The organism is Azospirillum sp. A29, assembly GCF_042604625.1.
GTDB classification, from domain to species: domain Bacteria; phylum Pseudomonadota; class Alphaproteobacteria; order Azospirillales; family Azospirillaceae; genus Azospirillum; species Azospirillum palustre.
In genome coordinates, this window is sequence record NZ_CP170466.1 from 316,656 (window position 1) to 337,672 (window position 21,017).

Annotated in this window: 21 protein-coding genes and 3 tRNA genes; 15 read left to right on the forward strand and 9 right to left on the reverse strand. The window is 66.5% G+C overall.

All coding sequences use genetic code 11. The features are described from left to right. Window positions 1-31 precede the first annotated feature (31 nt). Window positions 32-205 (reverse strand): hypothetical protein, encoded by a 174-nt coding sequence (locus ABNQ38_RS16325; protein ID WP_199235437.1) that lies wholly within the window; start codon window positions 203-205, stop codon window positions 32-34. Window positions 206-729: 524 nt separating this feature from the next. Here ABNQ38_RS16325 and ABNQ38_RS16330 point away from each other — a divergent pair. Then, window positions 730-1,419, forward strand: a complete 690-nt coding sequence (locus tag ABNQ38_RS16330) for a response regulator transcription factor (RefSeq protein WP_098739703.1) — start codon at window positions 730-732, stop codon at window positions 1,417-1,419. 147 nt (window positions 1,420-1,566) lie between these two features. Here ABNQ38_RS16330 and ABNQ38_RS16335 read toward each other — a convergent pair whose 3' ends face one another. Both ABNQ38_RS16335 and ABNQ38_RS16340 read right to left on the reverse strand, forming a co-directional pair. Next, window positions 1,567-2,979: an ATP-binding protein gene (locus tag ABNQ38_RS16335; RefSeq protein WP_377809315.1), complete on the reverse strand. Its 1,413-nt coding sequence runs from the start codon at window positions 2,977-2,979 to the stop codon at window positions 1,567-1,569. Beyond that, window positions 2,976-3,677, reverse strand: a complete 702-nt coding sequence (locus ABNQ38_RS16340; RefSeq protein ID WP_377809316.1) for a response regulator — start codon at window positions 3,675-3,677, stop codon at window positions 2,976-2,978. Before ABNQ38_RS16340 ends, ABNQ38_RS16335 begins: the two co-directional genes overlap by 4 nt. Window positions 3,678-3,845: 168 nt before the next feature. Here ABNQ38_RS16340 and ABNQ38_RS16345 point away from each other — a divergent pair, with 168 nt between their 5' ends. Next, window positions 3,846-4,136: a hypothetical protein gene (locus ABNQ38_RS16345; RefSeq protein WP_377809317.1), complete on the forward strand. Its 291-nt coding sequence runs from the start codon at window positions 3,846-3,848 to the stop codon at window positions 4,134-4,136. Between the two features lie 21 nt (window positions 4,137-4,157). On the opposite strand, the gene ABNQ38_RS16350 is transcribed toward ABNQ38_RS16345, so the two are convergent. Continuing rightward, window positions 4,158-4,670 carry a MarR family winged helix-turn-helix transcriptional regulator gene (locus ABNQ38_RS16350; RefSeq protein WP_377809318.1) on the reverse strand — a complete coding sequence of 171 codons (513 nt, stop codon included), beginning with the start codon at window positions 4,668-4,670 and terminating at the stop codon, window positions 4,158-4,160. Window positions 4,671-4,783: 113 nt separating this feature from the next. Continuing rightward, window positions 4,784-5,740: an iron exporter MbfA gene (gene mbfA / locus ABNQ38_RS16355; protein WP_377809319.1), complete on the reverse strand. Its 957-nt coding sequence runs from the start codon at window positions 5,738-5,740 to the stop codon at window positions 4,784-4,786. A gap of 305 nt (window positions 5,741-6,045) precedes the next feature. On the opposite strand from mbfA, the gene tpiA reads away from it, so the two are divergent. The 10 genes from tpiA to ABNQ38_RS16405 all read left to right on the forward strand — a co-directional run bounded on the left by tpiA (window position 6,046) and on the right by ABNQ38_RS16405 (window position 17,145). After that, window positions 6,046-6,801, forward strand: a complete 756-nt coding sequence (gene tpiA, locus ABNQ38_RS16360; protein ID WP_377809320.1) for a triose-phosphate isomerase — start codon at window positions 6,046-6,048, stop codon at window positions 6,799-6,801. Window positions 6,802-6,989: 188 nt separating this feature from the next. Further along, a complete protein-coding gene (gene secG, locus ABNQ38_RS16365; RefSeq protein ID WP_377809321.1) occupies window positions 6,990-7,313 on the forward strand; it encodes a preprotein translocase subunit SecG in 324 nt (107 codons plus the stop codon). Between the two features lie 222 nt (window positions 7,314-7,535). Beyond that, entirely contained in the window at window positions 7,536-9,167 is a 1,632-nt protein-coding gene (locus ABNQ38_RS16370; RefSeq protein WP_377809322.1) for a CTP synthase, read from the forward strand. Between the two features lie 165 nt (window positions 9,168-9,332). Beyond that, window positions 9,333-11,162, forward strand: coding sequence for an autotransporter domain-containing protein (locus ABNQ38_RS16375; protein WP_377809323.1), 1,830 nt, complete (start codon window positions 9,333-9,335; stop codon window positions 11,160-11,162). A gap of 74 nt (window positions 11,163-11,236) precedes the next feature. Continuing rightward, the gene (locus ABNQ38_RS16380; RefSeq protein WP_377809324.1) at window positions 11,237-11,932 is read left to right on the forward strand and encodes a dienelactone hydrolase family protein; all 696 of its coding nucleotides are present in this window, start codon (window positions 11,237-11,239) and stop codon (window positions 11,930-11,932) included. 127 nt (window positions 11,933-12,059) lie between these two features. Then, on the forward strand, window positions 12,060-12,887 hold the full coding sequence (gene kdsA, locus ABNQ38_RS16385) for a 3-deoxy-8-phosphooctulonate synthase (protein ID WP_377809325.1): 828 nt from the start codon (window positions 12,060-12,062) through the stop codon (window positions 12,885-12,887). 87 nt (window positions 12,888-12,974) lie between these two features. Then, window positions 12,975-13,445, forward strand: coding sequence for a DUF192 domain-containing protein (locus ABNQ38_RS16390; protein ID WP_377809326.1), 471 nt, complete (start codon window positions 12,975-12,977; stop codon window positions 13,443-13,445). A 91-nt stretch (window positions 13,446-13,536) separates the two neighbouring features. After that, a complete protein-coding gene (locus ABNQ38_RS16395; RefSeq protein ID WP_377809327.1) occupies window positions 13,537-15,183 on the forward strand; it encodes an efflux RND transporter periplasmic adaptor subunit in 1,647 nt (548 codons plus the stop codon). Window positions 15,184-15,202: 19 nt separating this feature from the next. After that, complete coding sequence (locus tag ABNQ38_RS16400; RefSeq protein WP_377809328.1) at window positions 15,203-15,916, forward strand: ABC transporter ATP-binding protein; 714 nt, start codon at window positions 15,203-15,205, stop codon at window positions 15,914-15,916. Beyond that, window positions 15,913-17,145, forward strand: a complete 1,233-nt coding sequence (locus ABNQ38_RS16405; protein ID WP_377809329.1) for an ABC transporter permease — start codon at window positions 15,913-15,915, stop codon at window positions 17,143-17,145. Before ABNQ38_RS16400 ends, ABNQ38_RS16405 begins: the two co-directional genes overlap by 4 nt. Here ABNQ38_RS16405 and ABNQ38_RS16410 read toward each other — a convergent pair. Continuing rightward, on the reverse strand, window positions 17,114-17,518 hold the full coding sequence (locus tag ABNQ38_RS16410) for a hypothetical protein (protein ID WP_377809330.1): 405 nt from the start codon (window positions 17,516-17,518) through the stop codon (window positions 17,114-17,116). The genes ABNQ38_RS16405 and ABNQ38_RS16410 overlap by 32 nt on opposite strands. Window positions 17,519-17,673: 155 nt before the next feature. On the opposite strand from ABNQ38_RS16410, the gene ABNQ38_RS16415 reads away from it, so the two are divergent. The 3 genes from ABNQ38_RS16415 to ABNQ38_RS16425 all read left to right on the forward strand — a co-directional run bounded on the left by ABNQ38_RS16415 (window position 17,674) and on the right by ABNQ38_RS16425 (window position 18,266). Then, window positions 17,674-17,751, forward strand: a tRNA-Pro gene (locus tag ABNQ38_RS16415). A gap of 75 nt (window positions 17,752-17,826) precedes the next feature. Continuing rightward, window positions 17,827-18,123 carry an ETC complex I subunit gene (locus tag ABNQ38_RS16420; RefSeq protein WP_109050332.1) on the forward strand — a complete coding sequence of 99 codons (297 nt, stop codon included), beginning with the start codon at window positions 17,827-17,829 and terminating at the stop codon, window positions 18,121-18,123. A gap of 66 nt (window positions 18,124-18,189) precedes the next feature. Next, window positions 18,190-18,266 (forward strand) — tRNA-Arg (locus ABNQ38_RS16425). Window positions 18,267-18,342: 76 nt separating this feature from the next. Here ABNQ38_RS16425 and ABNQ38_RS16430 read toward each other — a convergent pair. The 3 genes from ABNQ38_RS16430 to coaD form a co-directional block, all read right to left on the reverse strand. Next, complete coding sequence (locus ABNQ38_RS16430; protein ID WP_377809331.1) at window positions 18,343-20,022, reverse strand: methyl-accepting chemotaxis protein; 1,680 nt, start codon at window positions 20,020-20,022, stop codon at window positions 18,343-18,345. A 195-nt stretch (window positions 20,023-20,217) separates the two neighbouring features. Beyond that, window positions 20,218-20,293 (reverse strand) — tRNA-Lys (locus tag ABNQ38_RS16435). A 141-nt stretch (window positions 20,294-20,434) separates the two neighbouring features. Continuing rightward, window positions 20,435-20,998, reverse strand: coding sequence for a pantetheine-phosphate adenylyltransferase (gene coaD / locus ABNQ38_RS16440; RefSeq protein ID WP_109050033.1), 564 nt, complete (start codon window positions 20,996-20,998; stop codon window positions 20,435-20,437). Window positions 20,999-21,017 lie beyond the last annotated feature (19 nt).

A 21,017-nucleotide genomic window follows, 5' to 3' on the forward strand; every position in this document is an offset into this window, starting at 1 on the left:
TGGGCAGTGGGAGAAGGGGCTGGCCGCGCGCCTATGCGCCGTCCAGCAACATCGCCAGGGCGACGGCGCCGGCGAGCAGGGCGCACAGGGTGGCGACGATGGCGAGGCTGCGCAGGTACTGGAGGAACTCGCCCTGTTTCCAGGCACTGCGCCCTAGCAGCACAAGATAGCCCGCCATTGCGGCGGCGATGATCTGCCAGCCCATCCTGTCCTCATCCTCTCTCCGCCAGGTGGCGGAAGCCGGCGGAAATGCGCATGCGCGACCGGGCAGGGTCAAGGCTACGACGATGGCGGCGCCCTCTTCTATGTCGAAAGTACGCATGTTCCATTCGGGGTATCCGTTGGCGTCATCCCGTCGGCAGTGATCGGAGCAACCCGATGTGAGAATTTTGCGGCATTGATTGCTTAGGAGATACGCTCATACGCAAATAAGTGGTGGTTAACAAAACAGTTAATGCCTTTGCGCATAACAATGTTCGCTGCTGTGATATCTTTGGATCCGGAAATCTTGGGGAGGCTTTGCGCATATGTCCAATGCGTTCTTCTTTTAACTCCGGAGAGTGGTACCGTAGGACACGACACGGGGGTAACCTCCCCCTAAATAACGGCCTGCCGAAGCTATCGAGGGGTAATCGCCGAATCGCCAATGCGTCGGGACCTTCCTCTGTACAACGGCCTTCATCCTGGCCACGACGTCATGACGATCGACTAAAATTGCGGGAGCGGACGATGGACTCAGTGCGCGCTTTTCTTATCGACTCGAACAAGCTGTTTCGCGAGGGGCTGAAACGCCTGCTCGATGATTCGCCCTTCCAGATCGTCGCCGAGGCGGGAAACCTGCGGGAGGCGCTGGGTTCGGTCGAGAACGGCATTCGGCCTCAGCTGGTCCTTCTTGACCTGCAGAATGGCGGCGACGAGGAAGCCGACGGCATGCGCCGCCTGCGCGCCCTGCTGCCGGAAACCCGGCTGGTCATTCTGACCAGCGACCTGTGCACCCGCCGCCTGGCGAACGCGCTGGAAGCCGGTGCCGACGGCTATCTGATGAAGGACCTGTCGTCCGACGCGCTGGCCCAGTCGCTGAAGCTGGTGATGATGGGCGAGAAGGTCTTCCCGACCCATCTGGCAGCTCTGCTGATCTCCGGCCGCGTCAACGGCAACGGCACCGAGATGCCGGTGTCGCGCAAGGGCCTGTCGCAGCGCGAGGTGCAGATCCTGCGCTGCCTGCTGAACGGCGACAGCAACAAGATGATCGCCAACCATCTGAACATCACGGAAGCCACCGTAAAGGTTCACCTGAAGAGCCTGCTGCGCAAGATCAACGCCTCCAACCGCACCCAGGCCGCCATCTGGGCGCTGAACAACGGCATCGGCGGCGAGCTTGCCGGCGCCAATGTCGTCGCGGCGGCGGCGAACCAGTAACCCCGCGCTCGTCCATTGCCCCCGTTCCCACCTTTCCTGCCTGCGCTTTGCTGCTTGCAGGGAGGGTGGGGGACGAGGCCGTCATTGCATGACATGAATTGCCCGCCTGAACGAAGGCGGGCTTTTTCATGGCATCCCCTCATCGGATCAGATCGGCAGCCGGATCACCGCGCGCAGGCCGCCGTAAGGGCTGTCGTCCAGCGTGATGTCGCCACCGTGGCTGCGCGCCACGTCGCGTGCGATGGTCAGCCCCAGGCCCGAGCCGCCGGTGTCGAGGTTGCGGCTGCTGTCGACGCGGAAGAACGGTTTGAACACGTCGTCGCGCAGATAGGCGGGAATGCCAGGGCCGTCGTCGTCCACGGTGATTTCGATCACGCCGTCCTTCCGCTCCGCCTTGACCCAGGCGGTGCCGGCGTGACGGCCGGCATTGACCAGCAGATTGGCGATGCAGCGGCGGACCGCGTTGGGCCGCAGCGGAAGGGACAGCCCCTCCGGTGCGGTCAGCGTCACCTCGGTTCCCTCGCGCCGGGCGCCGGCGGCAACCTCGTTCAGCAGGCGGGTCAGGTCGGTCGGCTGCACCGCCTCGGTCCCCTCGCCGCGGGCGAAGGCGAGGTAGCCTTCGATCATCTCCTCCATCTCGGCGACGTCAGCCTTCAGTTCCTCCACCTCAGGGTCGAGGTCGGGATCCTCGATCATGTCGAGCGCCAGCTTCATCCGGGTCAGCGGCGTGCGCAAATCGTGGCTGACGCCAGCCAGCATCTCCGTACGCTGGTTGATCTGGCGCTGGATGCGCTCGCGCATCAGCAGGAAGGCGGATGCCGCCTGCCGTACCTCCGTCGCCCCCTCCATCTTGAAGTTGGAGACGTCGCGTCCCTTGCCCAGCGCATCGGCGGCAATCGCCAGCCGCTTGATCGGCCGGATCTGGTTGCGCATGAACAGGATGGCGACGGCGAACAGCACGATGGCCGACCCGACCATCCACAGGATGAAGATGTAGCTGGTGGGTGTGAACAGCCGGCGTTCCGGCGACATCACCGACAGCACGCCGTCGGCCATCTGCACCCGGATCTCGTACCATTCGTGGGCGACGCGGGTGTTTATCGTGAAGGGGCGGCCGACCCGCTCATCCAGCGCCTTGCCCAGCGTGCGTTCCAGCAGGCCGCCGAGCAGGCCGCTTTGCTGGCGACGCTGCTCCGGCAGGATCTGGCCAAGCTCCAGCGTGACGATCAGGTCGGTGGTGCGGGCGGCGGTGGCCAGCGTCCAGTCGCGGCCCTCCGGCGTCGGGTCGTGTTCCAGCACGGCGATGACGGTGGCGATGTCGCCGGCAACCCCATAGGCCAGCCGGTTCGTCACCGTATCCCAATGGCGGTCGTAGAAGATCCAGGTCGCCACCGCCTGGGCCAGGATCACCGGCGTGACGATGATCAGCAGGGACCGGCCGAACAGGGTGCGCGGCAGGAACCTTTTCAGGAACGGCGTACGCCGCCGCCGTTCGGCCCGGCGGACCGCCGCCCGCTTGGCCGCTGCATTGTCAGCCCCGGCCTGCCCGCTCGCCGTCACGGATCGGGCCTCAGCACATACCCCTCGCCGCGGACGGTGTGGAGGTAGCGCGGCTCGCGCGGGTCGGCCTCGATCTTGCGGCGCAGGCGTGTGACCTGGACATCGACGGTGCGGGCATTGCCGGCGACCTTGCTGCGTTCGGTCAGCTCGTCGCGCGTGAAGGTGATGCCGGGCGAGGTGGCGAGGATGCGCAGCAGGCTGGCCTCCGCCGTGGTCAGGCGGATCACCTCGTCGCCCTGGCGCAACTCGTCCCGGTCGGGCAGGTAGGTGAGAGGACCGAGCCGGACCGGGGCGGCCGGCGGGGCCGTCGATTCCGGCGGGCGTGCCGCCTGCCGGCGCAGGATGGAGTTGATGCGCAGCAGCAGCTCGCGCGGGTTGAAGGGCTTGGCGAGATAGTCGTCGGCCCCGGCTTCCAGCCCGGCGATGCGGTCGTCCGGCTCGTCGCGGGCGGTCAGCAGCAGGATCGGCAGGTCCCGCTCGCGCCGGAGCGATTCGGTCAGCGACAGCCCCGATTCGCCCGGCATCATGATGTCGAGCACCAGCAGGTCGAAGGCGAGCCCGCCCAGCTGTGCCCGCGCATCGGCGGCATCGCGGGCGGTGCTGACCAGAAAGCCGTTGCCGGCGAGGTATTTGCGCAAGAGTTCGCGCAGGCGGGTGTCGTCGTCGACGACCAGGATGTGGGGCTGATCTTCGGTCATGGCCGGACTATAACGCGGCTCCCCGCAATCGACATAGAGGTGCCTGTCGAACATATCTTGGGTATGCATGGCGGGCAGTCGTGTAAGCGCTTGGCCGTTTTGGCCTTGATCCGTGTTAACCTCCATGTGCCCTCCGCTGAGGGCCGAGAGACACGAGGAGCGATCACGATGGCCGACCACCACAGGTCCAACGACCCCCGGGACCTGGACGCCCAAGACCTCGCCGACATGACCCGTGCCTTCCTGGCGAAGGGCGGGAACATCGTTCAATGCCCACCGGGCGCTTCTGAAAACGTGGTGTACCGCAAGGGCGGCTTCCGCCGCCGCAATCCCAACGAGGCGAAGACGGCCGCTGAAAAGCCGGCTGACGGCGCAACCGAAGCAAAGCCGACCGAGGCAACGCCGGCGGAGGCCCAAACCGCAGCTCCGGCGGAGACTATCGAATCGAAAGCCGGCTGATCCGCTACGACATTTTCCGGATCAGCGTTTGATGGCAAGACGGGCAGGGGGAACGGGCGGTGCGAATTTCGCCCGGTCCTCCTCGTCCAGCATGCCCATCATCACCTTGCGGAAACCCTCCACCGCCTCGGCCCCCGCCATGCGATAGGCGCGGGCGATGCGCTGACGCTGGGTCTCGGACAGCTGGCGCTCCAGCTCCACACCCTTTTCCGTCAGCTCCAGCAGCCGCTGCCTTCGGTCGCGGGCACCGGTCTGCTGGTCAATGAAGCCCTGGCGGACCAGCTCGCCCAGCACGCGCGACAGGCTCTGCTTGGTGATCTTCAGGATCGCCAGCAGTTCCGACACCGTAATCTTCGGATAACGGCCGACGAAGTAGATCACGCGGTGATGCGCGCGGCCGAAGCCGATTTCCGCCAGAATTTCGTCCGGTTCGGCGGTGAATTCGCGATAGGCGTAGAAAAGCAGCTCCATCCCGGTGCGGAGTTCCTCCTCGCGGAGGAAGAGCTGGTTTACGCCCGCTTTAAGGTCAGCCATGGCGACGCGGTTGGTTCAATTTATTCTAATTAGGACAGCAACTCAGACATAAACAATCGTGCGCCCGGTTACAAGAACAAGCTCGTTCCGGAAACCGGCTTTTCCTCCCGCACTCAGGCGCTGCCGATCAGGATGCCGGTGCCAAAGACGAGCAGGCCGCCGACCACCACTTGGAAGGCGGCGGACAGCAGCGGCGTGTCCATGTAACGGTTGCGGATCCAGGCGATGACAGCCAGTTCCACCGCCACCACGGTGATGGCGATGGCGGTCGCCGTCCAGAAATGCGGGATCAGATAGGGCAGGGCGTGGCCCAGTCCGCCCAGCGTGGTCATGGCGCCGCAGACCAGACCGCGCAGCCATGGGCTGCCGCGCCCGGTCAGCGACCCGTTGTCGGACAGCGCCTCGGCGAAGCCCATCGAGATGCCGGCGCCGATGGAGGCGGCCAGACCGACCAGAAAGGTCTCATGGCTGCTTTGGGTGGCGAAGGCGGCGGCGAACAGCGGGGCCAGCGTGGACACCGACCCGTCCATCAGCCCGGCCAGACCCGGCTGGACGATCTGCAGGAGGAACAGGCGCCGTTCCGATTCGTGCTCCTGCTCGCGCACCTGGGGCGAGACGTATTTCGCCTCCAGCCGCTCGGCCTTGGCTTCGTGCCGCCGTTCTTCCTCCGCCAGGTCGCCCAGAAGCTGGCGGATTGCGGTGTCCTGCGTCCGTTCGGCGGCACGGGTGTAGAAGCGCTTGGTTTCCGCCTCCATCAATTCGGCCTGCCGCCGCACGGTGTCTAGCCCCAGCGGGCGGGTCAGCCAGACCGGCTTGCGCTCGACGAAGCCCTTCACGTCCTGGCGGCGGATCAGCGGGATGTGGTCACCGAATCGTGCCTGGAACAGTTCCAGCAGCCGATGGCGGTGCCCGCTTTCCTCCGACGCCATCGCGCGGAACAGCTTGGCGGTGTCGGGATAATTGTCGGCGAGACCGTGGGCGAACTCGTCATAGATGCGGCTGTCCTCCTCCTCCAGCGCGATGGCGAGTGCCAGCAGCTCCTTTTCCGTCAGGTCCGAGAAGTTCTTCATGGTTGTCAGGCCTTCGCCGCGGGGAGTTGGTTCATTGCAATTGATGCTATTCCGGAAAGGGGCATCTGCAACATGGCACTTCGTATGGTGAGGCTCTGCCAAGGATGTGATCCGGCTTTGCCGGAAGGAGGTTTGCCGGCCTCCGCCGGGGGACTGCTACAAGATGTCTCTTATGGCTTTCGGGGGTCGGTGTGCCGGTCGGGTGAGTGGAAATTCCGCAGCGGGCTTGCTATGGGCTTTGGTCACGAGAGGCAAAGAACGTTCCGCAAGTTCCCATATAAAGCCGAGACAAGAAGGAAACGACCATGACCGCCAACCGGAAGCTGATCGCCGGAAACTGGAAGATGAACGGGTTGAAGGCCGACGCGCTGGATCTCGCCTCCGACCTCGCCGGCCGGCTGAAGGGCGCCGGGCCGGTTGCTTTCGACATGCTGGTCTGCCCGCCCTTCCCGCTGCTGTTCCCGGTGGGCGAGGCGATCGCCGACAGCCCGCTGGCGCTGGGCGGCCAGGACTGTGCGCCGAAGACCTCCGGCGCCCACACCGGCGACGTGGCGCCGACCATGCTGAAGGACGCCGGCTGCCGCTTCGTCATCCTCGGCCATTCGGAGCGCCGCGCCGACCATGGCGAGAGCGATGCCGTGGTGAACGCCAAGGCGGTGGCCGCCCACAAGGAGGGCCTCGTCGCCATCATTTGCGTCGGCGAGACCGAGGGGCAGCGCGATGCCGGTCAGGCCAACGCCGTGGTGTCTGGGCAACTGGCCGGTTCCATTCCCGCCGGTGCGACGGCAGAGAACACCGTCATCGCCTATGAGCCGGTCTGGGCCATCGGCACCGGCAAGACCGCGACCCCGGACGATGTGAAGGCGATGCACGCCCATATCCGCGCCGAACTGGACGGCAAGATCGCGGAGTCCGCCAAGGTCCGCATCCTCTATGGCGGCTCGGTCAAGCCGAGCAACGCGGCGGAGCTGATGGCGGTGGAGAATGTCGATGGCGCTTTGGTCGGCGGTGCGTCGCTGAAGGCCGACGATTTCTGGGCCATCGGCACCGCCTGCCGCTGACGCCGGGCTTCCCTGGCGGCATGGCGCGCAATCGGTGTCAGCCATGCCGCCAATGGATAAGGCGCAGGTATTTTGGCGCTGGCATATCGCGCGATGGCGCGGTACAAACAATGGGCGCGCGCCACGGGCCCTTAAGACGGCCTGTGGCGCGCTATTCGATTTTTGGGATGGTGTGGGGTGAGCATCGCATGGAATCGGTGATTCTGGTCATTCACCTACTGATCGCCGTCGGGCTGGTCGGTGTGATCCTGATCCAGCGGTCGGAAGGCGGCGGGCTCGGCATCGGCGGCGGCACGATGGGCGGCATGATGAGCACCCGCGGCACGGCCAACCTGCTGACGCGGACCACCGGCATTCTGGCGGGCTGCTTCTTTGCCACCAGCATCGTGCTGGCGATCCTGGCCGGCGGCCATTCGCGCCCGGTGTCGATCATCGACACGCTGCCGGCGAGCCCGGCGGCCCCGGCCCAGCCGGCCGCTCCGACCCAACCCGCGCCGCCGGTGTCCCAGTAACGGGACAGTTCCCAGCGCACGGGTGCGAAGCGGACAGCGAGGCGGCCTCCCCGAAGCCGCCTCTTTCTTTTGAGGGCTGATTGCGGCTGACGCCGCTGCGGCTCTCCGGGGACTGGAACATTCGCCCCTGTCGGGGGATACGGAAACTCCGTCCCCCACGGGAACATGGCAAATCCATCCCCTTTGGGGACATGGAACAGCTCTCAAGCTCTTCGGACGGACATGACTCGCTACATCTTCATCACCGGTGGCGTCGTTTCTTCGCTGGGCAAAGGTCTGGCATCGGCGGCGCTTGGGGCGCTTCTCCAGACGCGCGGCTACAAGGTGCGGCTGCGCAAGCTGGACCCGTACCTGAACGTCGATCCCGGCACGATGAGCCCGTATCAGCACGGCGAGGTCTTCGTGACCGACGACGGGGCCGAGACGGACCTTGACCTCGGCCATTACGAGCGCTTCACCGGCGTGTCGGCCCGCAAGGGCGACAACATCACCACCGGCCGCATCTACTCCACCGTGATCGCGAAGGAGCGTCGCGGCGATTACCTGGGCGGCACCGTCCAGGTCATTCCGCACATCACCGACGAGATCAAGGAGTTCATCCGCGCCGACGCCACCGACGAGGACTTCGTCCTCATCGAGATCGGCGGTACGGTGGGCGATATCGAGTCGCTGCCCTTCCTGGAGGCGATCCGCCAGTTCGGTAATGAGGTCGGCCAGGAGAATGTGCTCTACATCCACCTGACGCTGCTGCCCTACATCCCGACCGCCGGTGAGCTGAAGACAAAGCCGACCCAGCATTCGGTGAAGGAACTGCTGAGCGTCGGTATCCAGGCCAACATCCTGCTGTGCCGCGCCGACCGTCCGATTCCGGAGAACGAGCGCAAGAAGATAGCGCTGTTCTGCAACATCCGTCCGGAGCGGGTGATCGCGGCGCTCGACGTCGACTCGATCTATCAGGTGCCGATCAGCTACCACGAGGAAGGCTTCGACACCCAGGTCCTGAGCTATTTCGGCCTGCCGACCGACAAGGAGCCGGACCTGTCGCGCTGGACCCGCATCATGGATCGGGTGCGCAAGCCGCAGGGCGAGGTCACCATCGCGGTGGTCGGCAAGTACATCAGCCTGCTCGACAGCTACAAGTCGCTGGCCGAGGCGCTGACCCATGGCGGCATCGCCAACAACGTCAAGGTTAACCTCGACTGGATCGATTCGGAGATCTTCGAGGACGACGATGCGGCGGTGAAGCGGCTGGAGAACGTCCACGGCATCCTGGTGCCGGGCGGCTTCGGCTCGCGCGGGACGGAAGGCAAGATCCGGGCGGCCCAGTTTGCGCGTGAGCGCAGGGTGCCGTACTTCGGCATCTGCTTCGGCATGCAGATGGCGGTGATCGAAGCCGCCCGCAACATGGCGAAGATCGAGGATGCCGGCTCCACCGAGTTGGGCAAGCCGGGCAACCCGGTCGTGGGCCTGATGACGGAGTGGATGCGCGGCAACACGCTGGAACGCCGTGCCGAGGTCGGCGATCTGGGCGGCACCATGCGTCTGGGTGCCTATCCGGCCAAGCTGCTGGACGGCAGCAAGGTCGCCGAGGTCTACGGCACCACCGACATCTCCGAACGGCACCGTCACCGCTATGAGGTGAACGTGTACTACAAGGAGCGTCTGGAGCGCTGCGGCATGCGGTTCAGCGGCCTGTCGCCGGACGGGGAACTGCCGGAGATCGTCGAGATCCCCGACCATCCCTGGTTCATCGGCGTGCAGTTCCACCCGGAACTGAAGTCCAAGCCGTTCGAACCGCACCCGCTGTTCACCGCCTTCATCAAGGCGGCCATCGATCAGAGCCGGCTGGTCTGACCTTTTTGGACCGACCGTCCTTGGCCACGGAAGCCCCGCCCTCACCGGCGGGGCTTTTTGCTGCTGGTAACCTTCCCCATACGTCAGGTGCCTTGCTCGTCCGATACCCTTGTGCGACGATCCTCTGAAAATCGGACAATCGAACAATCTGATCGGGGAAGGGCCATGAATCGCGTCAGGATCGCCGCGCTCGCCACCTGTCTGACTGCGGTCGCCGCGGTCCCGGCCCTCGCGGCGGATTATTCCTCCACCATCTTCTTCGGCGACAGCCTGACCGACAGCGGCGCGTTCCAGTCGCTGCTGCCCGTCGGCGGCAAGTTCACCACCAACCCGGGTCCGGTGTGGGCGGAGACCGTCGCCGGGGCATTCGGCACGTCCGCCACCACGGCTGCGCGGGGCGGCACCGACTATGCAGTTGGCGGCGCACGGGTGAGCACCTCGGTCGGTTTTCCGGCGAACGGCCCGACCGCGTTCGCCCCCAGCGTGGCGACGCAGATCTCCGGCTATCTCGCCTCCAGCGGCGGCCGGGCCGATCCGAATGCGCTCTACACCGTCTGGGGTGGAGCGAACGACATCTTCACGGCACTCAACAACCCGGCCACCGCACAGGCGACGGTGACGCAGGCTGCCGGCGATCTGGTGACGCAGGTGGCGCGTCTGCGCGCCGCCGGGGCGCGCACGATCCTGGTGCCGACGGTGCCCGATATCGGATCGACGCCGCTCGGGCGGGCGCAGGGTGCCACTGCGGCGGCACAGATCACGCAGCTGGTCAGCGGCTATAACCAGCTGGTCACGCTGGGGCTGGCGAATGCCGGCGTATCGGTCATTCCCATCGACACATATTCCCTGCTGCGGGCGGCGGCGGCCAATCCGGCGGCCTTCGGCTTCACCAATGTGACCGGCACCGCCTGCACCACCAGCAGTTCGCTGCTCTGCACCTCCGGGACGCTGGTGGCGCCCAACGCGGCCCAGACCTACCTGTTCGCCGACGGCGTTCACCCGACCACGGCCGGGCATCGCGCGGTGTCGGACTTCGTGCTGAACGCGCTGACCGCCCCCGGCAATGTGGCGCAGCTCGCCGAATCGCCGATCCACACCCGCGACCGGCTGACCTCCACCATCCTGGCCCAGGCGGCGACCAGCCTGTGGAGCCGCAAGCCCGGCACCAGCGGCGCCTGGATCAGCGGCGGAGTCGGCCGGCTGACCAGCGACCGCACCGGCGACCCCGGTGCCGGCGGTCAGGCGGAGGTACGTGGGACGCCGCTGTCGGTCAGCGTCGGCATCGACAAACGTTTCACCGAGAACCTGCTGCTCGGCGTGGCCGGCACGGCGTCGCATTACCGCGGCAGCTTCTCCACCGGCGGCGATTACAAGCAGCGGGAGTATGTGCTGAGCGGCTACGGCGTCTACCGCATGGGCGGCGCCTTCGTGAACGGCGTCGGCTCCATCGGCTTCGCCGACTACGATCTGCGCCGTGGTGTCAGCATCAACGGCACCGACCATTCGACCAGCGGCAACACCGAGGGCATCAACGCCTCCATCGGCGCCGAGGGCGGCTATGAGTTCATGACCGGCGGGCTGACCCATGGCCCGGTGCTGGGCCTGCGCTACCAGCATGTCGAGGTGGAGGGGTTCAGCGAGGACAACAGCCTGTTCGGCTTCACCTACCGCTCGCAGACCCGCAACTCGCTGGTCGGCAGCATCGGCTATCAGGCGGCCTATGATTTCGGCGGCGTCCTGCCCTATGCCAAGGTGACGCTGAACCGGGAGTTCAAGGACGACCAGCGCACCATCACGGTGGAAAGCCGCAGCATTTCCACGCTGGCCTATGACGTGGCGGTGGCGAAGCCGGACCGCAGCTATGTCGACCTGACGGCCGGCGCCTCCTTCAAGCTGGCGGAGTCGGTGACCGGCACGCTGGGCCTGAATGCCCGGCTGGGCGAGGAGAACCGCCGCGATTTCGGCGGCCTCATTGGCGTCAGTGTCGGTTTCTGACGAAAGGCGGGGTGACCGGGGGCAACTCCGCTCCATATCAGGGGCGGATTTGCCAACGGGAGGATGACAGCACCATGTCAGACGTGATGATCGACGCCGCCGATGGCGGCCGCTTCTCAGCCTATGTTGCCAAGCCCACGGTGGCCCCCGCCGGCGGGTTGGTGGTCATTCAGGAGATCTTCGGCGTCAACGCGGTGATGCGCGAGATGTGCGACTGGTACGCCTCGCAGGGCTTCCTGGCGGTGTGCCCGGACCTGTTCTGGCGCCAGCAGCCGGGCGTGCAACTGACCGATAAGACGCAAGAGGAATGGAACCAAGCCTTTGCCCTGCTGAACGGCATGGATCAGGACAAGGCGGTGGACGACCTGAAAGCAGCGCTGGCCTGGGTGCGCGGGCAGGACGGCTGCACCGGAAAGGCCGGCAGCGTCGGCTACTGCCTGGGCGGCCGGCTTGCCTTCATGATGGCGACGCGGTCGGACGCCGACGCCAATGTCGGCTATTACGGCGTCGGGCTGGAAGGGCTGCTGGGCGAGGCCGGGAAGATCGCCAAGCCGTTGCTGCTGCACATCGCGGAGAACGACAAGTTCTCCAGCCCCGACAAGCGCGATGCGGTGGTCGCCGGGGTGAAGGGCAACGAATGGGTGACCGCCAAAGTCTATCCCGGCATGGACCATGCCTTCGCCCGGCCGGGTGGCGAGCATTACGACCGGGATGCGGCCGACGAGGCGAACCGGCTGACGGTGGAGTTTTTCCGGACGCATCTGGCCTGACGCCAGCGCCGTTGACCGATTTCCTGAATAGTGGGATGCAAGGGTCTTCCGACCCTTGCCCGACCCCCTGTCGGGTGAGCGCGGGAGGGCGGCGCCCTCTCGCCTCGATTTGTTTTGGAGCACTCCGATGACCACGCCGCGCGCCGTTCAGGTCGGCGACCTGACCATTGCCAACGACCGTCCTTTCGTCCTGATCGCCGGCCCCTGCCAGATGGAAAGCCGCGACCATGCGATGGAGACCGCGTCCGCGCTGGTGGAGATGACCCGCGCGCTGGGCATGGGGCTGATCTACAAGTCGAGCTTCGACAAGGCCAACCGCACCTCCATCGCCACCGCGCGCGGTCTGGGCATGGACAAGGCCCTGCCGATCTTCGCGGAAATCCGCGAGCGGTTCGGCTGCCCGGTCATCACCGACGTGCATGAATCCACCCAGTGCGCCCCGGTCGCCGAGGCTGTGGACGTGCTGCAGATCCCGGCCTTCCTCTGCCGGCAGACCGACCTGCTGATCGCCGCCGCCGAAACCGGCTGCGCGGTGAACGTCAAAAAGGGCCAGTTCCTGGCGCCCTGGGACATGAAGAACGTCGCCGCCAAGCTGGTCGCCTCGGGCAACGAGCGCGTGCTGCTGTGCGAGCGCGGCGCCAGCTTCGGCTACAACACGCTGGTGTCGGACATGCGGTCGCTGCCGATCATGGCGGAGACCGGCTTCCCGGTGGTGTTCGACGCCACCCATTCCGTCCAGCAGCCGGGCGGGCAGGGCACCACCTCGGGTGGCCAGCGGGAGTTCGTTCCGGTCCTGGCCCGCGCCGCCATCGCCGTCGGCGTCGCCGCCGTCTTCATGGAGACGCACGAGAACCCCGACTGTGCCCCCAGCGACGGTCCCAACATGGTCCCGCTGACAGACATGCCGGCGCTGCTGGCGAAGCTCCAGGCCTTCGACCGTCTGGCGAAGTCCTAAACAGGCTTAATTTGGCTGGGGCGGGGCGCCGTGCTTCACTGGCGCCTCTCCCTCATCCACGGGTCAAGTCAGCCTTCGGGGACATGCATGACGGTCGGTCGGAATTTTCGGGGTGTGGTGGCGGCACTCCTGCTGCTGGTGGTCGCCTTCCCGGCACTGGCGCTGGAAAGTTTCCAGAAATCCAAGCTGACCGTCGAGACGGCCGGCGGCGGCAAGTTCCGCTTCGACATCGAATTGGCGCTGACGCCCGGCCAGCAGGCCCAGGGGCTGATGTTCCGCCAGTCGATGGCCGCCGATGCCGGGATGTTGTTCGTCTACGACCGGGTGCAGCCCGCCAGCTTCTGGATGAAGAACACCCTGATCCCGCTCGACATGCTGTTCATCGCCGCCGACGGCCGCATCGTGAACATCCATGAGCGGGCGGTGCCGGAATCGCTGGATTCCGTCAATTCCGACGGCCCGGTCAAGGCGATCCTGGAACTGAACGGCGGCATGGCCTCGCGGCTCGGCATCCGTCCCGGCGACCGGGTGGTCTCGCCGGACATTGCCAAGCCGTAAGCCGAAAGCCGAAAGACGGCCCCCCAGCCCATGACTTTCGCGTAAACTCTCCCAGATTCATCGTGCAGGTGGCGCGGTGCGGAGGGGCGCGATGGCCAAGGGAGCAGGCAGGCGGGCGGCGATTTTTCTCGGACTGGCGCTCAGCGCCGCGGCCGGCCTGTCCGCCTATGTCGTGCTGGCGCGGGCCGAGCCGGGACCGGCCTACCGGCTGGCGCGGGTGGAGCAAGGTCCTTTGGTCAGCGCCATCACCGCCACTGGCACCATGAGCGCGCTGGTGACGGTTGAGGTCAGCTCGCAACTGTCCGGCCAGATCGCCGAACTCAATGCCGATTTCAACAGCCGCGTCACCAGCGGGCAGATCCTCGCCCGGCTGAACGGCGACCAGTTGGCCGCGCGGCTGGCCCAGGCCGGTGCCGATGTCGATTCCGCCAAGGCGGCGCTGATCCAGCAGCAGGCCCTGCTCGACAAGGCGCGGGCCGATCTCGCCAATGCCAACGCCAGCATTGCCAATGCCGACGCGCAGATCGTCCGCGCCGACCTTGCCCAGCGCGATGCGGAGCGCGACCTGCGGCGCCGGCGTGACCTGCAGGGCCGTGGCGTGGTCGCCGCCGCCGATCTGGAGAAAACGGAGACCGCAGCCCACAGCGCCCAGGCCCAGCTGATCGCCGCCCGCGCGCAGAAGCGGCAGGCCGAAGCGGCGGAGGCATCCGCCGCAGCGTCGCTGGCGGTCGCCGCCGCCCAGGTGGAGGTCGCCCGTGCCCAGGTGGCTCAGCGCGAGGCGGCCTTGCAGCTGGTCCGTGTCGACCTCAACCGCTCGGTCATCCGGTCGCCCATCGACGGCGTGGTGGTGAACCGGGCGGTCAGCACCGGCCAGACGGTGGCGGCCAGCCTGTCGGCGCCCACCCTGTTCACCATCGCCCAGGATCTGCGGCAGATGGAGGTGTTGGCCAACATCGACGAGGCCGACATCGGCCGGGTACGCGAAGGCATGGCGGTGCGTTTCACCGTCAACGCCTTCCCCGGCGACAGCTTCACCGGCCGGGTGGCGCAGGTGCGGCTGGCGCCGAAGGAGGACCAGACCGTCGTCACCTACATCGTCGTCATCACGGTGGAAAATCCGGAACTGCGGCTGCTGCCCGGCATGACCGCCAACCTGCGCATCACGGTGGATGAACGGCCATCGGCGGTGAAACTGCCGAATGCGGCCCTGCGCTTCCGTCCGCCGGGCGTAGAGTCTTCCGCCGATGCGCCAGCGCCGACCACCGGCGGCCTGAATGGCGGGCGCGGTGCCGCGGCGCTGGAGGCCGCCGCCAAGCGGGTGACGGACGGGCTGAAGCTGGACGAGATCAAGCGGCGCGACATCGCCGCCCTGGTCGCCGAGGCCCGCGAGCGCTTCGCAGCACTGGATGCGGAAGGTGGCGATCCGGAACGCCGCCGCGTGGAGGCCAACGCCATCCGCACCGCGACGCTGGAGCGGATGGCCGGACTGCTCGACCCGGCGCAGCGCGACCGCTTCGAGTCACTGGTCGATCCCGGCCGGGCAGCCGAAGCCACGCGCACCGTCTGGGTGCCCAGCCCAGGCAACGGGAGCCCTGTCGGTGTGCCGGTGCGGCTCGGCATTGGCGACGGCAGCTTCACCGAGGTGGTGTCCGGCGACCTGCGGGCGGGGCAGGAGGTCATCACCGGCATCCTCGCGGCCGACCGCGACACCCGCCGGGGACCGCGCCTTGGTTTCTGAAGCGGCCAAGCCTCAGGTCGTGCCTCTGATTACGGTTGAGCGCCTGACCCGCCATTACCGCATGGGGCCGCAGATCGTCCATGCGTTGGACGATGTCTCCGTCGTCATCCAGCGTAGCGAGTTCGTTGCGGTGATGGGGCCGTCGGGGTCCGGCAAATCCACCTTCATGAACCTGCTGGGCTGCCTGGACCGCCCGGATTCGGGCACCTACCGGCTGGGGGGGCAGGAGGTGGCGGGGCAGGAGGGCGCCGGACTGACCTCCGACGCGCTGGCGGCGGTGCGGAACCGCAGCATCGGCTTCGTCTTCCAATCCTTCAACCTGCTGCCGCGGCAGACGGCGCTCGACAACGTCATGCTGCCGATGGTCTATGCCGGCGTCGGCCACGCCCAGCGGGTCGAGCGGGCGCTCGCCGCACTCGACTCGGTGGGGCTGCGTGAGCGGGCAAGGCACCGGCCGACCCAGCTTTCCGGCGGGCAGCAGCAGCGTGTCGCCATCGCCCGTGCGCTGGTCAACGATCCGCTGTTGCTGCTGGCCGACGAGCCGACCGGGGCGCTCGACAGCGCCACCAGCCTGGAGATCATCGGCCTGTTCCAGCGGCTGAACCGCCGCGGCATCACTATCGTGCTGGTGACGCATGAGCCGGAGGTGGCGCGCTTCGCGTCCCGCGTCCTGCACTTCCGCGACGGCCGGCTGATCGACGACGTGAACCAGACGCCGGAGGCCGCGGCATGACCGCCTGGGACGCCCTGCGCGCCGCGCTCGATTCGCTGCGGGCCAATCCGCTGCGCAGCGCGCTGACCATGCTGGGCATCGTCATCGGCGTGGCCGCCGTGATCGCCATGGTCGCGGTGGGCGCCGGTGCGCGCGATCAGGTGCTGCGCCAGATCGCCAGCCTGGGCACCAACCTGATCATGGTGGGGCAGGGCAGCATCGCCCGGGGCGGAGTGAAGCTGGGCGCCGGCACGGCCTCTTCCCTGACGGAGGACGATGCTCTGGCGGTGCTGTCGGAGATCCCCGGCGTGGTGGTGACGGCTCCGTCGGTGCGCTGGGGATTGCAGATCGTTGCCGGCAACCAGAATTGGGGCACCGTGCTGTTCGGCATCACGCCCGACTACATGGATGCCCGTGACTGGAGTGTCGCGACGGGGCGCGGCCTGTCGGACGAGGATGTGGCACAGGCCAACAAGGTGGTGGTGCTGGGCCAGACAGTGGTGCGCAACCTGTTCGGCGGCGGCGACCCCATCGGCGAGCCGGTGCGGGTCTTCTCCACCCCGCTGACCGTCGTCGGCGTGCTGGCGGAGAAGGGGCAGAACACCCAGGGACAGGACCAGGACGACGTCATCTTCGTGCCGCTGTCCGCCGCCAAGCGCAACATTCCGGGCATGGCGAAAAGCAACCCGCGCTTCATCCACACCATGGTGGTGAAGATGCGCGACGGCACCGACATGGCCGAGGCCCAGGCACAGATCCGCGACCTGCTGCGCCAGCGCCACCGGCTGGTTGCCGGCCAGGACGACGATTTCTGGATGCGCGACCTGTCGGAGGTGTCAGCGACCCGCGATGCCTCGTCACGCGCCCTGTCCTTCCTGCTGGCCGCTGTGGCGGCAGTCTCGCTGCTGGTCGGCGGTATCGGCATCATGAACATCATGCTGGTGTCGGTGACCGAGCGCACACGGGAGATCGGGCTGCGGCTTGCCATTGGGGCGCGGCGGCGCGACATCCTGGTGCAGTTCCTGATCGAATCGACCACCCTGTCGCTGATCGGCGCGGCTGTCGGCGTGGCGCTCGGCATCGGCACCGCCATGGGAGTCGCGACTCTGGCCGGATGGCCGACGCTGATCCAGATCGACTCGGTCGTTCTGGCGGTGGTGGTCAGCGGTATCGTCGGCGTGTTCTTCGGCCTGTACCCCGCCAGACGGGCTGCCCGCCTCAACCCGATCGAGGCGCTGCGGCACGAATAGCCGCGAGGTCGGCCTCCACCTCGCCCGTCAGCACGACCAGCGGCACCTTGCTGCGCGCCAGCCATAGCGCCAGCCGGCCGACCCAGACCACCTCCCGCGGAACCGCCAGCAGCGCCGGCTGCCGTTCCGCCACCATGCGCGCCAGGGCGAGAGGGGATGTGGCGGCATGGCGCTTGGCAAGGTCGATCTGCCCGACAGCGGGGTCCAACTCGGCGCGCAGCGGTCCTCCGCCCATCGGCGCCACCACATCCACAGCGGCACCCGTTCGCAGCAGTTCGTGGGCGAGGTCGATGGCCGAGCGGCGGTCCGGCCGGTCGGCAAGGTCCGGCTGGAACAGGAAGATGGCGACTGGTGCGGGGGTGAGTGATGGCAACGAAACGGATCCGGAACGGTGTTGACGACAGGCTGTTGAGCGACCGAATGCCGCAGCGAACAACCGGCAGGGCAGGCGGGATGGAAAAGACCGCGAAAGCGGTGCGCCCTCCGCTTGCCGTGGGCGTGGCGTTCGTGTATCTCACAACGCGGCGACGGGGCGTAGCGCAGTCTGGTCAGCGCGCCAGTTTTGGGTACTGGAGGCCCCCGGTTCGAATCCGGGCGCCCCGACCATCGCCAGAGGACAAATCCGCGTCCAAGCCATGGAGCCAGGACGCAACGGCAGGCATTTGGGGAGACGAGCAAGCCATGAACGTCCGGATCTATCAGCCGAGCAAGACGGCCATGCAATCCGGCCGGGCCAAGACTCACCGTTGGATGCTGGATTACGAGATCGAGACGCCGCGCCGTCCGGAACCGCTGATGGGCTGGACCAGCTCCGGCGACACGCTGAACCAGGTGCGCTTGTCCTTCGAGACCAAGGAAGAGGCCATCGCCTTCGCGGAGCGCGAAGGCTGGAGCTATACCGTGCAGGAGGCTGCGGTCCGCCGCGTCCGTCCGCGCAACTACGCCGACAACTTCCGCACCGACCGCCCGCGCTTCTGATAGCCTATGCGACAGCCGGTGTCGGCTCGAGTCGCGACCGGCATCCGGGGGAAGAAACCGGGATATGGCCCCATAGCTCAGTTGGATAGAGCAGCCGCCTTCTAAGCGGCAGGTCGCTGGTTCGAATCCAGCTGGGGTCGCCATCTCGGCAGTCCGTTTCGGAACGACAAAAAGCCCCGCTTCGGCGGGGCTTTTTGTTTGCGGCTGGGAGGGTGGCGCTCAGGCGGCCTTGATGTCGCCCAGGAAGGTTTCGACGTCCCGGCGCATCAGTTCGGCCTGCCGGGACAACTCGCCGGCGGCGGTCAGCACCTGACCGGCGGCATTGCCGGCCTCGCCCGCCGCCTGCGTCACCTGAACGATGCTGCCCGTCACTTCCTGCGTCCCGGCCGCGGCCTGCTGGACGTTGCGGGAAATCTCGTTGGTGGCGGCACTCTGCTCTTCGATGGCGGCAGCGATGGCGGTGGTGATGTCGTTGATGCTGCCGATGGTGCCGCCGATGCCGGTGATCGCCGTCACCACACCCTGCGTCGTCTGCTGGATGGAGCCGATCTGGCTGGCGATCTCCTCCGTCGCCTTGGCCGTCTGGCCGGCAAGGCTCTTCACCTCGCTGGCGACCACGGCGAAGCCCTTGCCGGCCTCTCCCGCACGTGCCGCTTCGATGGTGGCGTTCAGGGCGAGCAGGTTGGTCTGGCTGGCGATGTCGGTGATCAGCCCGACCACCTCGCCAATCTTCTGCGCGGCTTCGGCGAGGCTGCGGACCGCGTCGCTGGTCTGGCTGGCCTCGCTCACCGCCTTGCCGGCGATGTCGGCGGAGCGGGCGATCTGGGTGCCGATCTCGCGGATCGAACTGGCCATTTCCTCGGTCGCGGTGGCGACGGTCTGGACATTGGCACTGGTCTGCTCGGCCGCCGACGCCACGACGGTGGCCTGGGTGCTGGTTTGCTGGGCCATCGCCGACATGCCGTGCGCGGTGGCGTCCAACTCCGACGCGGCGGCTGCGACTGTGCGCAGGGCGGCGGTCGACGAATTTTCGAAGCCGGTGAGCAACCGTTCGACGGCTTGGGCGCGGCGCGTCTTGGCCTGCTGTTCGGCGGCTTCGACGGCAGCAAGGCGGTCGGCCTCGATCATGTTGTCCTTGAACACCTGAACCGCGCGGGCCATGGAGCCCAACTCGTCCTGGCGAGCCGTTCCGGGAATCTCTGTGCTCATCTCCCGGTTCGCCAACCGGCCCATGGTGCCGGTCAGCGCATGGATCGGCTTCACGACCGCGGTAAGGATCAGCAGGGCGGCGCCGAAGCCGGACATCACGGCCGCCAGAACGGCACCGATGATCCAGTTGCGGGAGACGACGTAGATCTCGGCGCCATGGTCCGCCGCCTTGACGCCCTCGACGCGGTTAAAATTCACCAGCTCTTCCAGCAAAGCCTTCGCCGTGCGGAATTCCTGCCGCGATTCACCGATGAAGAGTTCGGACAGCTTGCCGGTCTCGTTCCTGCGGGCGAGTGGACGCACCTTGTCCCGGCTGATCGCAACGTAGCGGTTGAGCGAATCGACGAACTTCCGATAAGTCTCGGTTTCCCAGCCCTGCGTCAGCAGCTTTTCATAGGCGAGACGCCTTTCCTCCATGGTGCGGATGGTCTGGTCGAGGCTTTCCTCTTCCTTGCGGATCCGTTCCTCGTCCTGCACCGCGATTAATGCACCTTCCACCGTGCGATAGGAATAGAAGGTTACATACAGCTCGGAAACGGCGGCGACCGACGGCAGCCAGTTGTTGCGAATTTCCGCCGCCTCGTCATTGACAGACGACATGCGGTTGATCGCAAACATGCCGAGCAGCGCAATGCCAATCAGAAGCACCGAAAAGGCGGCAATCACCTTCGCCCGAACGGACGCATTCATCAACCGATCCATGGCTAAGCTCCCATTCCTGATTGCTTGGGAGTCTTAATGGGATCGCTGGAAGAATAAATTGGGTTTGACCCGTATTCATCCCTTCCGCTGATTCGGTAAGGAGAGAAGGAGCGAGCGGTGCGGATTTGTGTCGATGTAGCCGGCAGGAAACTGCCGGAATTCATCAGTGCGTGATTGGAAGGATGGTGATCCGGGTGGGATTCGAACCCACGGCCACATGATTAAAAGTCACGTGCTCTACCGACTGAGCTACCGGATCATCCAGCGCGGCGGTGGGAAACTGGCCCCCGCCGGAAGTGGGCGCACCATAGAAAGACGCGCCTGAAAGGTCAACCATGGGCTTGATGGCGGATGCAGGATTTTGCATCGAACTCGCCCATCAAACCCATGGTTTCGAAGGTCAGGTCTGGCTGGTCGTCGGGACAGTGCCGTTGCCGGCCTCCAGCGCGAAGCGTTCGGCCAGCCGTTCGGCGACACGGGCCGAGACGAAATGGCGGATGTCGCCGCCCAGGCGCCCGATCTCTTTGACGAAGCGCGAGGAGATGAACTGGTGCTTCTCCGACGACATCAGGAAGATCGTCTCGACCTTCGGGTTCAGACGGGCATTCATGCCCGCCATCTGGAATTCATATTCGAAGTCCGAGACGGCGCGCAGGCCGCGGATGATGACGCGGGCGTTCATCTCGATGGCGAAATGCATCAGCAGATTGTCGAACGCCCGCACCTCGATGCTGGCACCGCCGGCATTCAGCGCGGCCACATCCTCGCGAACCATGGCGACCCGCTCGTCCGTGGAGTAGAGCGGCCCCTTGCCGGCATTCCGGGCGACGCCGATGATCAGGTGGTCGACCTGACGGGCGGCGCGCTGAATGATGTCCATGTGACCGTTGGTGATCGGATCGAAGGTGCCTGGATAGACACCGATTCGACGACCCTTGCTGGTCTCGGTCTGGCTGGTCGCCATGGGTTCCCCTTTAGGCCCG